This is a genomic window from Kitasatospora sp. NPDC089797, from assembly GCF_040684795.1.
Taxonomy (GTDB): Bacteria; Actinomycetota; Actinomycetes; order Streptomycetales; family Streptomycetaceae; genus Kitasatospora.
The window spans coordinates 112,855-125,997 of the sequence record NZ_JBFBGS010000016.1 but is presented as its reverse complement, the minus strand read 5'-3'; the positions used below and the strand labels follow the sequence as shown (position 1 = coordinate 125,997).

The 13,143-nt window shown below is 73.8% G+C and carries 13 protein-coding genes; 8 read left to right on the top strand and 5 right to left on the bottom strand.

Annotation, left to right across the window (positions count from 1 at the left end; all coding sequences use genetic code 11):
- Window positions 1–61: 61 nt before the first annotated feature.
- A complete protein-coding gene (locus AB0O91_RS15230; protein ID WP_363432303.1) occupies window positions 62–949 on the bottom strand; it encodes a LysR substrate-binding domain-containing protein in 888 nt (295 codons plus the stop codon).
- A 141-nt stretch (window positions 950–1,090) separates the two neighbouring features.
- Between AB0O91_RS15230 and AB0O91_RS15225 the strand changes: the two genes are divergently transcribed.
- The 6 genes from AB0O91_RS15225 (at window position 1,091) to AB0O91_RS15200 (ending at window position 7,440) form a co-directional block, all read left to right on the top strand.
- Complete coding sequence (locus AB0O91_RS15225) at window positions 1,091–1,993, top strand: dihydrodipicolinate synthase family protein (protein ID WP_363432300.1); 903 nt, start codon at window positions 1,091–1,093, stop codon at window positions 1,991–1,993.
- A gap of 100 nt (window positions 1,994–2,093) precedes the next feature.
- Window positions 2,094–3,122: an aspartate-semialdehyde dehydrogenase gene (locus AB0O91_RS15220; protein ID WP_363432298.1), complete on the top strand. Its 1,029-nt coding sequence runs from the start codon at window positions 2,094–2,096 to the stop codon at window positions 3,120–3,122.
- Window positions 3,123–3,400: 278 nt separating this feature from the next.
- Window positions 3,401–4,675 carry an NYN domain-containing protein gene (locus AB0O91_RS15215; RefSeq protein WP_363432295.1) on the top strand — a complete coding sequence of 425 codons (1,275 nt, stop codon included), beginning with the start codon at window positions 3,401–3,403 and terminating at the stop codon, window positions 4,673–4,675.
- A 73-nt stretch (window positions 4,676–4,748) separates the two neighbouring features.
- Window positions 4,749–5,747 (top strand): ABC transporter ATP-binding protein, encoded by a 999-nt coding sequence (locus AB0O91_RS15210; protein WP_363432292.1) that lies wholly within the window; start codon window positions 4,749–4,751, stop codon window positions 5,745–5,747.
- A complete protein-coding gene (locus tag AB0O91_RS15205) occupies window positions 5,744–6,553 on the top strand; it encodes an ABC transporter permease (RefSeq protein ID WP_363432289.1) in 810 nt (269 codons plus the stop codon). Before AB0O91_RS15210 ends, AB0O91_RS15205 begins: the two co-directional genes overlap by 4 nt.
- A gap of 113 nt (window positions 6,554–6,666) precedes the next feature.
- Window positions 6,667–7,440, top strand: coding sequence for a DUF2567 domain-containing protein (locus AB0O91_RS15200; RefSeq protein ID WP_363432286.1), 774 nt, complete (start codon window positions 6,667–6,669; stop codon window positions 7,438–7,440).
- 110 nt (window positions 7,441–7,550) lie between these two features.
- Here the strand turns inward: AB0O91_RS15200 and ybaK are convergent, their stop codons facing one another.
- The 3 genes from ybaK to AB0O91_RS15185 form a co-directional block, all read right to left on the bottom strand.
- The gene (ybaK, locus tag AB0O91_RS15195; protein WP_363432283.1) at window positions 7,551–8,045 is read right to left on the bottom strand and encodes a Cys-tRNA(Pro) deacylase; all 495 of its coding nucleotides are present in this window, start codon (window positions 8,043–8,045) and stop codon (window positions 7,551–7,553) included.
- Window positions 8,046–8,062: 17 nt separating this feature from the next.
- Window positions 8,063–8,794 (bottom strand): LON peptidase substrate-binding domain-containing protein, encoded by a 732-nt coding sequence (locus tag AB0O91_RS15190; protein ID WP_363432280.1) that lies wholly within the window; start codon window positions 8,792–8,794, stop codon window positions 8,063–8,065.
- Between the two features lie 77 nt (window positions 8,795–8,871).
- On the bottom strand, window positions 8,872–9,693 hold the full coding sequence (locus tag AB0O91_RS15185) for a hypothetical protein (RefSeq protein ID WP_363432277.1): 822 nt from the start codon (window positions 9,691–9,693) through the stop codon (window positions 8,872–8,874).
- Between the two features lie 328 nt (window positions 9,694–10,021).
- On the opposite strand from AB0O91_RS15185, the gene AB0O91_RS15180 reads away from it, so the two are divergent.
- Window positions 10,022–10,324 carry a hypothetical protein gene (locus AB0O91_RS15180; RefSeq protein ID WP_363432274.1) on the top strand — a complete coding sequence of 101 codons (303 nt, stop codon included), beginning with the start codon at window positions 10,022–10,024 and terminating at the stop codon, window positions 10,322–10,324.
- 183 nt (window positions 10,325–10,507) lie between these two features.
- On the top strand, window positions 10,508–11,332 hold the full coding sequence (locus AB0O91_RS15175) for a class I SAM-dependent methyltransferase (RefSeq protein ID WP_363432272.1): 825 nt from the start codon (window positions 10,508–10,510) through the stop codon (window positions 11,330–11,332).
- Between the two features lie 201 nt (window positions 11,333–11,533).
- Here AB0O91_RS15175 and AB0O91_RS15170 read toward each other — a convergent pair whose 3' ends face one another.
- Window positions 11,534–13,111 carry an oxidoreductase gene (locus tag AB0O91_RS15170; RefSeq protein WP_363432269.1) on the bottom strand — a complete coding sequence of 526 codons (1,578 nt, stop codon included), beginning with the start codon at window positions 13,109–13,111 and terminating at the stop codon, window positions 11,534–11,536.
- Between the last annotated feature and the right edge of the window lie 32 nt (window positions 13,112–13,143).

Here is a 13,143-nt window from a genome sequence, read left to right as displayed (position 1 = left end):
CCCGGGGTCCGTGGGGTTCCCGGGGTTCCCGGGGCCCCTGGGACCCGTGCGGCCCGTGGGGTCAGACCCCGCCGCCCAGGCCCGGCGGGACGGCGGTGTGCAGGGCCGAGACGAAGGCCGAGATGGCCGGGTGGGAGCCCGCGCCGGCCCGGAAGGCGGCGCGGGTGCGCCGGTACATCGGCAGCCGGGTGAGCACCACGCCGGGCGGGGACTCGGCCGTGCCCAGGTGCGGGACCAGCGCCACCCCCTGGCCCGCGGCGACCAGCGCGAGCACCGTGGTGAAGTCGTCGATCTGGTGCCGGACGCGGGGGGCGAAGCCCGCCGCTTCGCAGGCGCGGACGGCCATGCGGTGGCAGAGGGTGCCGGGCGGCGACATGATCCACGGCGCGGCGCGCTGCTCGGCGACCGTCCCCGGGGCCCGGGCGGCCAGGTACATCGGCTCGGTGAAGACCGGGCGGGTGACCGCGAGGCCCGGCTCCGGGTCGGCCGGGACGAGGTCGTACTCGTGCACCAGCGCCACGTCCAGCTCGCCCGCGCGCAGCGCCGCGCCGACCGCCACCGGGTCCACCTCGGTGACCATCGGCTCCAGTCCGGGGTGCCAGGCGGCCAGTCCGCCGAGGACCGCCGGGATGATCGCGCGGGCCGCCGAGGGGTAGGTGCCGATCCGCAGCGGTCCGGCCAACCCCTGCTTGGCGTGGGCGAGTTCGGCGCCGGCCTGCTCCAGCTGGGCGAGCACCGACTCGGCGTGCCGGACCAGGTTGCGGCCGGCCGGGGTGAGGGTGACCCGCCGCCCGGTGCGTTCCAGCAGCGGGACGCCGGCCTCCTTCTCCAGGACGGACAGTTGCTGGGACACCGCCGAGGGGCTGAAGGACAGCGCCTCGGCGACGGCCGCGATGGTGCCGAGGTGGGCCAGTTCGCGCAGCAGGCGCAGGCGTCGGACGTCGAGCATCGGTTCAGCTTACGAGAAGCGTCGGAAATGTGAACTGGACCTGTGTGATCACCGGGCCGCAGGATCGTCGGGACGGCACTCCGGAGCGCACTCCGGGATGCACTCCGGAACACGGCTCCCAGGAACACGGAACCCAGGAACATGGAACTCAGGAACATGGAACTCAAGGGCATCTACGTCCCGCTGATCACCCCGTTCGCCGCCGACGGCTCGGTCGCCCTCGACGCGCTGGAGAAGCTCTCGCACCAGGTCCTGGACGCCGGGGCGGCCGGTCTGGTGGCGCTCGGCACCACCGGCGAGCCCGCCGCGCTGACCGCCGAGGAGCGGGACGCGGTCGTGGACGTGGCCGCGGCCGCCTGCGCCGACCGCGGCAAGCAGCTGATCGTCGGGGCCTCCGGCGGCGACACCCGGGCCGTCGGCGAGGCGCTGGCCGCGCTCGGCGCGCGGGTGCCGCAGGCGGCGGCGCTGGTCACCACCCCCGCGTTCGTCCGGGCGGGCGAGGCCGGGACGGTCGCGCACTTCCGCGCGCTGGCCGCGGGCAGCCCGCTGCCGCTGGTCGTCTACCACATCCCGTACCGCACGGGGCAGCAGCTCTCCACCGCCGCGCTGCGCGAACTGGCCGCGATCGAGGGCGTGGTGGGCGTCAAGTACGCGACCGGCGGACTGGACCAGACGGCGGCCGAGCTGCTCGCCGACACCCCCGCCGACTTCGCGGTGCTGACCGGCGAGGACGCCTTCCTGGCGCCGATGCTGGCGATCGGCGCGGCCGGCGGCATCCTGGCCTCCGCCCACCTGGCGACCGGCCGCTTCGTCGAGCTGTACGAGGCCTGGCGGTCCGGGGACGTCGAGCTGGCCCGGGAGCTCGGGCACCGGCTGACCGGGCTCGCGCTGTCCGCGTTCACGGCGCCGAACCCGACGGTGACCAAGGGAGTCCTGCACGCCCAGGGCTGGATCCCGACCCCGGACGTGCGGCTGCCGCTGCTGCCGGCCGGCGGGGCCGAGGTGGCGGCCGCCCTGGCCCTCGTGAGTGGTCTGGACCAGTAAGCACTCTCAAACCGTGGAATACCAGGCCTCCGCCGCCCGTGGACAAGGCATGATGGGCAGAGTGCGGCAGTGGACGGCACGATTCAGAGGAGTAGTCGGAATGAAGATCGGCATTGTCGGGGCCACCGGCCAGGTCGGCGCCGTGGTTCGCGAGATCCTGGCGGAGCGCAACTTCCCGGTGGAGCAGCTGCGGCTGTTCGCCTCGGCCCGCTCGGCCGGGCGCACGCTGCCCTGGCAGGGCACCGAGGTCACGGTCGAGGACGCGGCCACGGCCGACTACACCGGCCTGGACATCGTGATCTTCTCGGCCGGCGGTTCCACCTCCAAGGCCCTGGCCCCCAAGGTCGCCGCCTCCGGCGCCGTCGTCATCGACAACTCCTCCGCCTGGCGCCGTGACCCCGAGGTCCCGCTGGTCGTCTCCGAGGTCAACCCGGAGGCCATCGCCGACCGCCCCAAGGGCATCATCGCCAACCCCAACTGCACCACCATGGCGGCCATGCCGGTGCTGCGCCCGCTGCACCAGGAGGCCGGGCTCGCCGCCCTGGTCGTCTCCACCTACCAGGCCGTCTCGGGCAGCGGCGTGGCCGGCGTGGCCGAGCTGGCCGGCCAGGCCGCCAAGGTCATCGACGGCGCCGCCGGGCTGGCCCACGACGGCGGCGCGGTCGAGTTCCCCGAGCCCAAGGTCTACAAGCGCCCGATCGCCTTCAACGTGCTGCCGCTGGCCGGCTCCATCGTCGAGGACGGCTCCAACGAGACCGACGAGGAGCAGAAGCTCCGCCACGAGAGCCGCAAGATCCTCGGCATCCCCGAGCTCAAGGTGGCCGGCACCTGCGTGCGCGTCCCGGTCTTCTCCGGCCACTCGCTCCAGATCAACGCCCGCTTCGAGCGCCCGATCAGCCCCGAGCGGGCCGTCGAGCTGCTCGCCGGCGCCCCCGGCGTCGAGCTGTCCGAGATCCCCACCCCGCTCCAGGCCGCCGGGCAGGACCCCAGCTACGTGGGCCGCATCCGGGTCGACGAGACCGTGGAGAACGGCCTGTCGCTGTTCGTCTCGAACGACAACCTGCGCAAGGGCGCCGCGCTCAACGCCGTCCAGCTGGCCGAGCTGGTGGCCGCCGAGCTCAAGGGCTGACACCGCAGGTCGGAGTGCCGGCCGCCACCCCGGCGTAGCGTCACGTGACGTTTGGCGGGCCCCGTCGTTGAACGGGGCCCGCCTTCGTGTTTCTTTGCGACTCATTGGGGCGGCTGTTGCGGGACCGGGACATCCGCCGAGGTTCGGGCCGCGAACCAGGGGGAAAAGGTGACCCAACGATCGGGCGGTCATGGGGGCCCCTCACCCCGCACGTTCGGCCGAAGGGCAGCCCGGCCCACCCACACCGACCTTCGAGGGCGAGCGAAAGAGGTGCGCGGATGGACCGCTGTGTCGTCCTGGTGGACGCCGGATACCTGTTGGGCGCTGCCGCCAGCCTGCTCGCCGGCGATCCCTCCCGCTCCAAGGTCACCGTCGACCACACCGCGCTGATCAGCGCCCTGCGCGAGCGCGCCGAGGCCGAGACCGGCCTGCCGCTGCTGCGGATCTACTGGTTCGACGCGGCCCCCGACCGCCGCCCGATGCCCGAGCACCGGCGGCTGCGCGTCCTGCCCCGGGTCACCGTACGGCTGGGCGCCCTCACCCGGGCCGAGGGGCGCTGGGTGCAGAAGGGCGTCGACGCCGCGATGCACGCCGAGCTCTCCGAGCTCGCCCGCAACCGGGCCTGCGCGGACGTCGTGCTGATCACCGGGGACGGCGACCTGCTCCCCGGCATGATGACCGCCAAGGAACACGGCGTGGCCGTCCACCTGTGGGCCCTGCAGGCCGCCGACGGGGACTTCAACCAGTCCGAGGACCTGGTCGGCGAGGCCGACGAACGGCGGGTGCTGGACCGCGAGTGGATCAAGGGGTCCTTCTCGCTGCGCGACCACTCCACCGTCTTCCCGGCCCCCGGCACGGGCGGCGCCCGGCAGGAGATCGCCAAGATCCTCGCCGCCCCGCCCGCCTCGCTGCCCAGCGTGGTGCCCCCGGTCGTGCGTCCCGCCGCCGCGGCCGCCCCCGAGGAGCCCGCCGCGAACGGGCGGCCGCAGCCGGCCGCGGCCCTGCGGGTGGTGCCCACGCCGAAGGACCTCGCCGGTCGGGTCTCGGCCGTCAGCCCGGTCACCCCGATCACCCCGGCGGCCAACGGGCACGCGGCGGGCGGGGGAACCGCCAACGGGCAGCCCGTGGGCGGACCGGTGCTGCGCTGGTCCTCCGACCGGGGCTGGGTCGACCGGCCCGCGCCCGAGCCCTCCGTCACCGCCGGGGACGGCCTGCCGACCCTGGCCCAGCTGACCACCGCCGAACAGCGCTGGGCCGACCGCGAGGAGGACATCACCACCATCGGCGGCGACGCCCACGAGGTCGGGCAGGTCTTCGCCCGGCGCTGGAGCGACCGGCTCGGCGACCTCGAACGGCTCACCCTGCTCTGGCCCGACTACCCGCGGATCCCGCACCGGGTCGACGGCGAGCTGCTGCGCTACGCCGCCCGCTTCGGGCTGCTCGCCCACAAGGACGACCAGATCGACGAGCACGACCGCTACGCCATCCGGGCGGGATTCTGGAAGGAGCTGGCGGCCCGGGTGCCGGGCGGGTCGATGGTCGTGGACGACTGACGGCCCGCGACGGGCCGCGGCGACCGGGCCCCGTTGTCCGGTCCGCCCGTGTGAGCGCGTAAAGTCTCCGGTCGTGAACGAGACGGCCGGGCGAGCACCCCAGGACACCCCGCCGTGCGTCGCCGTACGCGATCTGGTCCGGACCTACCGCGGGGGGCGCGGCGCCGCCGCCACCGAGATCCGGGCCAACGACGGCATCAGCCTGACCGTCCGGCAGGGCGAGGTCTTCGGCCTGCTCGGGCCCAACGGCGCCGGGAAGTCCACCCTGGTCCGCCAGCTCACCGGGCTGCTGCGGCCGGACTCCGGGTCGGTCGAACTGCTCGGGCACGACATCGTCCGGCACCCCGAACGGGCCGCCCGGCTGCTCGGCTACCTCGGGCAGGAGTCCACCGCCCTCGACGAACTGACCGTCGCGCTGGCCGCCGAGACGACCGGACGGCTGCGCGGGCTCTCGCGCGCCGCGGCCCGCGGCGCGGCGGCGGACGTCCTGACGGAGCTGGGCCTGGAGCCGCTCGCGGCCCGGCCGCTCGCCAAGCTCTCCGGCGGACAGCGGCGGCTCGCCTGCTTCGCCGCCACCCTGGTGGGGGAACGGCCGCTGCTCGTCCTGGACGAGCCCACCACCGGCATGGACCCGGTCGCCCGGCGGGCGGTCTGGTCGGCCGTCGACCGCCGGCGGGCCGAGCACGGGACGACGGTGCTGCTGGTCACCCACAACGTGATCGAGGCGGAGACCGTGCTCGACCGGGTCGCCGTGGTCGACGAGGGCCGGGTGATCGCCTGCGACACCCCCGGCGGGCTCAAGGCCCTGGTGGACGGCCACGTCCGGCTCGACCTGGTCTGGCGGGACGAGGCGCCGGTCGGCGTGCCCGCCGTCGCCGAACTGGCCGAACGGGCCGAGCGCACCGGACGCCGCTGGACCGTCCGCACCACCCCCGAAGAGGCCCGCGAGCTGGTCGCCGCCGTCACCACCGGCCCGGCCTTCGCCGCCCTCGACGACTTCACCCTCGCCACCCCGAGCCTTGAGGACGCCTACCTCAAGCTGGGCGGCCGCCACGGAGGACTGGCCAAGTGACGCTGCTCTCGGTGCCCCCGCAGACCCGCCGGTCCACGGGGGGCGCTGCCCCGCTCGCCCCCGCCGCCCGGCTGCTGCCCGCGCTGGCCGCGGTCTACCGGGCACAGCTCACCCGGGCGAAGGTGGCCCGGATCCCGCTGCTGTTCGTGGCCACCTTCCAGTCCGTCGGCATCCTGGTGATGATGCGGGGCGTGGTGGACGCCGGGCAGAGCTCGGCGGCGCGGTCGGTGGTCGCCGGGTCCAGCGTGCTGGTGGTGGCCTTCGTCGCGCTCAACCTGCTGGCGCAGTACTTCGGGAAGCTGCGGGCCACCGGCGGCCTCGACCACTACGCGACGCTGCCCGTCCCGGCCGCCTCGGTGGTGCTCGGCGCGGCCGCCGCGTACGCCTCGTTCACGCTGCCCGGAACGCTCGCCACGGCGGCGATCGGCGCGGTGATGTTCGGGCTGCCGCTCGGCCAGCTGTGGGTGCTGCTCGCGGTGGTGCCGCTGGCCGGGGCGGCGCTGGCCGGGCTCGGCGCGGCCTGCGGGCTGCTGGCGCCGCGCCAGGAGATCGCGACCATGCTCGGGCAGCTCGGCATGTCGGCGGCGCTGCTGCTCGGCGTGCTGCCCGTCGACCACCTGCCGCAGCCGGTGCTGTGGCTGCGCGACCTGCTGCCCTCGACGTACGGGGTGGAGGCCTTCGCCCGGACCTTCGCGCCCGAACCGGACTGGGGGATGGTGCTGGTCGACCTCGGGGTCTGCGCGGCGGTGGGCGTGGTGTCGCTGGCGCTGGCCACCTGGGCGTACCGCCGGGCGGTCTCGCGGTAGGGCCCGGCCCCCTGATCCCTCCGGGGCCGCGGCGGATCCGGGCGACCGGCTCCAGCCGTCGGAGCCTCGGGTGGTGGGGCTGTTCGGACGGCTGTCGTGAAACGATGGGCCCTGTGACCGTACCGAACACACCTCCGGATCCCGCCCGCGCCGACGGGCCGGCCGGGCCGGGAGCCGCACCCGACCCGTTCGCACCGCCGCCGGTCCCCGGCGAGGAGTCGCCCGCCGGGCTGCCGGAGGCCCCGCCCGCCGCCGGGCACCGGATCGCGGCCGAGCTGCGGATCGGCTCCGGGGTGGTGCTGGTGTGCCTGCTGGTCGGACTGGTGATGGCCGGGCTGTGGGCCTGGCTGTCGCCCAAGGTGCCGCTGCTCGTGGACGGCGACCGGATCCTCTACGCGGACCCCGAGGGCGAGCAGCGGGCCGGCGCGGACGCCGTGTTCGTGCTGATCGGCCTGGGCGCCGGCATCCTCACGGCGCTCGGGGCCTTCCTGGTGACCCGCAAGCGCGGCGGCGGGATCGCGATCGCGCTCGGACTGGCGATCGGCGGACTGCTCGGCTCGATCGGCGCCTGGCGGCTCGGCCGCTGGCTCGGGCCCGGCGACGACCTGATCGGCGAGGCCCGGAAGGTCGGCAACGGCGGGCACTTCGACGCGAGCATCGACCTGGGGGCGCTGGGGGCGCTGCTGGTGTGGCCGATGGCGGCGATGGTGGTGCTGCTGGCGCTGTCGGCGGCGTTCGGGAAGCGGGAGGAGGACCCGCCGCCGTACTGGGGGGTGCCGGCGGGGACGTACGGGGATCCTGCGGGGGAGGCTCCGGAGGCTGTGGGGCAGGTGCCTCCCGGGGTTCCTCCGGTGGTGCCGAGTGCGGAGGACCGGCGGCCGGGCTGAGGTCGTGAGCGGTGCGGGAAGAACCCCGCGTCCCTTCCGGGGCGCGGGGTTCGTGTTTCTTGGGTTCGCTGGGTTCGCTGGGTTCGGCGGGTTCGGCGGGTTCGGCGGGGTCAGCGGGCGATGGGGGCGGTGTGGGCCTTGGTGAGGGCGATGAGGTCGGTGGGGGAGAGCTCGACCTCGAGGCCGCGGCGGCCCGCCGAGACGTAGACCGTGGGGTGGGTGAGGGCGCTGACGTCGACCACGGTGCGCAGCGGGCGGCGCTGGCCGAGCGGGGAGATGCCGCCGAGCACGTAGCCGCTGCTGCGCTCGGCGGCGGCCGGGTCGGCCATCGCGGCCCGCTTGCCGCCGACGGCCGTCGCCAGGGCCTTCAGGTCGAGCTGGCCGGCCACCGGGACGACGCCGACGGTGAGGGTGCCGTCCACGTCGGCGACCAGGGTCTTGAAGACGCGTTCGGCGGCCACGCCCAGGGCCTCGGCGGCCTCGCCGCCGTAGGAGGCGGCGGCCGGGTCGTGCGGGTAGGCGTGGACGGTGAAGGGGACGGCGGCGGTCTCCAGGGCGACGGTGGCGGGAGTGCCCTGGCCGCCCTTCTTCGGCTTCTTGGCCATGGGTGGGGTGCCTCGGGTCAGTTGGGGCTGAACGACTGGCGGGTGAGGTCGACCGCGGGCAGCGAGGGCAGCCAGCTCAGGACGGCGCTCTCGCGGCGCAGCAGGTCGAGTTCGGCGCGCAGCCGCTGGGCGGTGTCCGGGCAGGCGAGCAGTTGCTGCTTGACCGGGGTCTCGAACACCGAGGCGGCGGCGACCAGGTAGGAGAGCACCTGGGGGTCGTCGGGGAGTTGCTGGCGGCCGTGGGTGCTGGCCTCGCGGGCGCCGGCCAGGCGCTTCTGGTAGACCCGGAAGGCCCGCTCGACCTCGGCGGCGAGGGCACCGGACCCCTCCCCGGGCTGCTCCTCGATCGCTTCGGTCTCACCGGTCAGGTAGGGGCCGGAGACGTCGGCCGAGCGCAGCCGGAACCGGGTGGTGCCGGTGACCAGCAGTTCGTAGCGGCCGTCGGGCTGGAGCTGGGCGGAGGAGACGTCGGCGACGCAGCCGATGTGGTGGAGCGCCTCCAGCGGGTCCCCGGTGACGGTGCCCAGGCCGTCGAGCGGCCCGGCCGGGCCCTCCTCGGCGGGCCGGACCGGGGCGACGTCCCGGCCGTCCTTGATGGCGAGCACGCCGAACCGCCGTGGCTCGTCCTCGGGCTGTTCCAGCAGATCGGCGACGAGACGGCGGTAACGCTCCTCGAAGACGTTCAGGGGCAGCACGAGGCCCGGGTAGAGCACGGTGTTCAGCGGGAAGAGCGGCAGCCGTTCTGTCACGGCGCACAGCGTAGTTCCCCGGGGCCCGGGCTTGTCGCGCGGTTGCCGCAGTGCCGCGCCTCGGACACGTACCGTGTTCACGTGGTGGCGAACAGACCGCCCCCGCGCAGGGCTTCACGGGCCCGGGCGGCGCCGCCGGGCGTGGCGGCGGCGCCGGTGCCGACCGCGGGGGTTCTGGCGCCGCCGAGGCCCGCACAGGGGCGGCAGATGCCGGGGCGGGGCACGGGGTCGTGGCACGCGGCGCACTCGGCGGGGGAGGGGCGATGGGGTGCTCGCTCGGGTGGCAGCTTGCGGCGGAGGCGGTCGCGCAGGATCGCTGCCGGGGAGTGCATCTGCTGCGGCAGGCCGGGGAGCAGTGCGTGGGCCAATCCGGCTTCGTCGCTGCCCCGTGCCAGCCACTCGGTGACGAGGGGCGCCAGGTGCAGCGCCTCGGCCTCGCCGAGGCGCAGGCGCGGTTCGGGCCGGATCGCGCGGAACAGCGTGGCCACGGCTGTGCGGGTCCGTTCATCCGGGAGGGTGGGTTCTTCTCCCGGGTCCTTTACGGAAGGGGTGACAGCGCGGCCGGTGTCCGGCTCACCGGTGGCCGGGCGGGGGACAGTCGGTGTGAGCTGCGGGGTGTCGAAGACGTGGGCCTCGGAGCGGAGGGTCCCGTCGGGCAGCCGGACGGTGTCGACGCGGTAGTACCCGGCGTCCTTGAGTTCCCTGAGCGCCCGGCGGACGGCGCCGCGCCCCTGTGGGCTGGTGTCGGCCATGTGGCGTCCGTCCTCGCGCCATCCGTTCGGGCGGGAGAGCAGGTCGGCGAGGAGGCCGCGGGCGGTGTAGCTGAGCCGACGGTCCTGGAGAAGGCCGTTGGGAAGCACGGTGAACGAGCACGCGTGGGCGCTACGATGAATCTGCATTGGGAGTGTCTGCTCCTGTGCCGGACCCCGGAGCGTTGGCGCGCTGCCGGGGTCAACTCTGTTCTGTTGACGATGCGCAACGTAGCATGACAGTCACACTGCGTGCGAAGCGTTTGCGAAAAGCCGTGCCCCGGGCCGTGGTTGCCACTACGGTCCGGCCTCGGGCCCGCTCGAAGGCGATCGACACCGCCCAACTGGCCACAGTGCTCTACCGCCTAGGCGCCCGGGAGGAAGCCGAGCACTACGCCCACACAGCGACCGACCTTTCCGCCGTCGTCCGCTCCGCACGACTGGACGCCGCACCGGCGGAGATGAGGAGAGCCCAAGCATGACCATCGAAGACGTGATCAAGGAAGCTGCAGCTCGGGGAGTCACGGGTCTTCCCGAACCCTCCCGGCTCACCCACATCCGGGTATGGCCGGGGGCCTCGCAGTGGGTCGGTGAGGTCGGCGAGCCGCCCCACAACGAGACCGTGGGCGACGGCATGTTCGACACCAAGGACGAGGCGCAGGAAGCCGCGTCGAGGGCAGTCTCCGACGGCCGGGCCCTGCTGGTCGCCCTGCTTCCGGCGGATCTCGCAGCGCTCGCCGAGCAGTGGCCGGAGCCTACCGTGACCGCCCGGGACAACTGATCGTTCCTCGGCCGTTGCCGCTGTCCTGGCAAGTGTCCTTCGTGCGTCCCGGCCGTTCTCGGCCGGAACGCACGGGTGAGGTGGTGGTGTTCACGGAGAAGGTCGGTGAGGTGCGCCCGCGGTTTCGGCGGCGTGAAGTAGAAGCTCTCGAACTGCACTGACAAATCCTTCGGAGCTGCCCCAGTGACGAGCAACACCGCACAACAGGACGCCGCAGTCGCCGACAAGGCGATCCTCGCGAACAGCGCCTACGCCGACGGACGCCACCTGGCCGCCCGCCAGTCGATCTACCGCTGGCAGCAGCCCCGGTACGACCTGCCCGGGCTCGTCGTCGAAGAGTTGGCCGGTACGAGCGGGATCGTCTTCGACGTCGGCTGTGGCAACGGCACGTTCGTCAGCCGTCTGCGCAAGGACCGGCCGGACTTTCGGCTCGTCGGGATGGACATCTCGGCAGGCATCCTCACCGACGTCGAGAAGCCGGTTCTGGTGGCCGACGCCCAGGCCCTGCCCTTCCCCGACGACAGCGCCGACGCGGTACTCGCCCTGCACATGCTGTACCACGTAGGCGACATCGAGGCCACGATCAAGGAGCTCGCCCGCGTCCTTGGGCCTGGCGGCGTGTTCATGGCCTCGACCAACAGCGCCACCGACAAGCGGGAGTTGGACCGGCTCTGGGCCCGGGCGGCAGGAGACGTCCTCGGCCTCCCAGAGGGGCCGGCACGGGTTTCGCTCAGCTCCCGATTCTCTCTGGAAAGAGCCCCCGGCTATCTCGGGACAGCATTCAAGGACATCCGGGTGCGGGAACTGCCCGGGACCATCGAGGTCACCGATCCTGCGCCGATCGTCGCGCACCTGGCCTCCTACGAAGCATGGGCCGACCACTGCGGTGTCCCGTTCCACGACACCGTCGGCCGGGCAGCCGAGATCGTCACTGCCACGATCGAGGCCGAGGGGTCATTCAAGATCACATGCCGTGGCGGGATCCTGATCTGCCGCCATCCTCTCTAGGTCTGCGCAGGAAGTCGGTGGGGCCGACTTCCTGCGCAGGGCAGGAGGTTTGGGCGACGAGTGGGCAGCCTTTGATCGGCTTCGGCGCGGGGCTGCCGGGGTTCGCATCGGGTCTTGGTCTGGGGTGTGGGCACGCGGCGCAGGAAGTCGGTGGGGCCGACTTCCTGCGCAAGCGGGGCACGGTGGTGGGCCGGGGTGGGGTCAGCCGCGTTGGAGGAGGCGGGTGGCGCCGGCGACGACGGTGGAGGCGAGGAGCCAGCCGATGACGACCAGGCCGGCCGAGATCCACTGGGTGAGGCCGCCGGGGTTCCAGGCGCCCTGGTTGAGGTCGATGATCGGCAGCAGCTGGTTGAGGGTGTAGAGCACCGGGTTCCAGTGCGGCTTCTCGTCGGACTTCAGCGGCTCCAGCGGATGGGTGGCGAACCAGATGCTGCCGAGGGCCCAGGCGAGCAGCAGCCACAGGCCGGCCCGGCCGGGGCGGTAGCCGTAACCGACGGTGACGTCCTGGACCCGGCCCCAGATCCGGGCGGGTAGCGGCAGGGTCTCCTGGCGGCGGCGCTGCTTGGCGTACAGCACGTGCCGGGCGTCGTCGTCGGCGCCGTCGCGGCGCAGGGCGGTGGCGAGCTGCTCGTAGGACTCCGGCTGGAACTCCACCGCCGAGCCCTCCAGCCAGGCGATCCGCTGCTGGATGCTGAACGGGCCGGCCGGGCGCAGGTTCTCGTAGACGAAGCCGGTGAGCCGCAGGTGCCGGCCGAGCGGCCAGGCCTCCGGGGTGTCGACCAGGTTGCCGATCCGGGCGCGGGACAGCGAGACCATGCCGGTGGGCCGGGTCTTGCAGGTGAAGCGGAGCTCCGGGGTGTGGATGCGGCGCAGCGAGAGCTCGTCGTCACCCTCCAGGTGGAACTCCCCGGAGATCAGGCAGGCGGCCTCGAAGCGGGCGTCCGAGAGGCGGACCTGGCCGAAGGCGCGGAAGGGGGTGCTGGGGGCGTCGGGCGGGGGGCTCTGGCCGTAACCGGAGCCGTAGTAGCTGCGGGAGCCGAACCAGCCGACGTCCGCGGAGCTGGTCAGGTAGAGGGTGTGGCCGACGTTGAGGCGGACGGCGTTGAGGCAGACCCGGTTCTGCGGGTCGGCGTGCAGCTGGGCGCCGCGGAGCGAGAGCCGGCCGCCTATTCGGGCCGTGCGGACGCTCAACTCGCCGTGCGTCTCCAGGCGTTCGGCCTCGAAGTCCTGGTGGACGGTGATCCCGTCGGCGGACACCGCGCGGCCGAAGCGGTCGCCGCCGATGACGGCCAGGTTGAGCAGCAGGTCGGTGCCGATCTTGGCGTCGGTGAGCCGGACGCCCTCGGGGATGCGGCAGCGGGCCAGGTGGAGGTCGCCGGTGGTGGAGAGCCGGGAGGCCTCCAGCCGGGGGACCAGGCAGTCGACCATGCGCAGGGTGGTGGCCGAGGCCTCCGAGATGAGGACCTTGTGCTCGAAGCGGCAGCCGCGCAGTTCGACGTACCGGTCGATGTGGCCGCCGGCCAGGTTGAGCGAGCCGGTGACGGTCACCCCGCTCATCCGCAGCGAGGCGACCCGACCGGCGGTGGGCTGGGGGCCGGCCAGCAGCAGATGGGCGAGGACCTCGGCGCTGACCGTCCGCTCGGGCCCCCAGGGAGCCTCCCCGAAGGGGTCGTCGATGTCGTTCCGGCCACATCGGCGGTCGAAGACGGCACCCTCGCGGAAGGCCTCCCAGAGCTCCTGTTCCGCGTCCGTCCAGCCCACTGGAGCGCTTTCCGCCATGGCTTTCCCCGTCCCCCCGGTCGTCTCGCCTT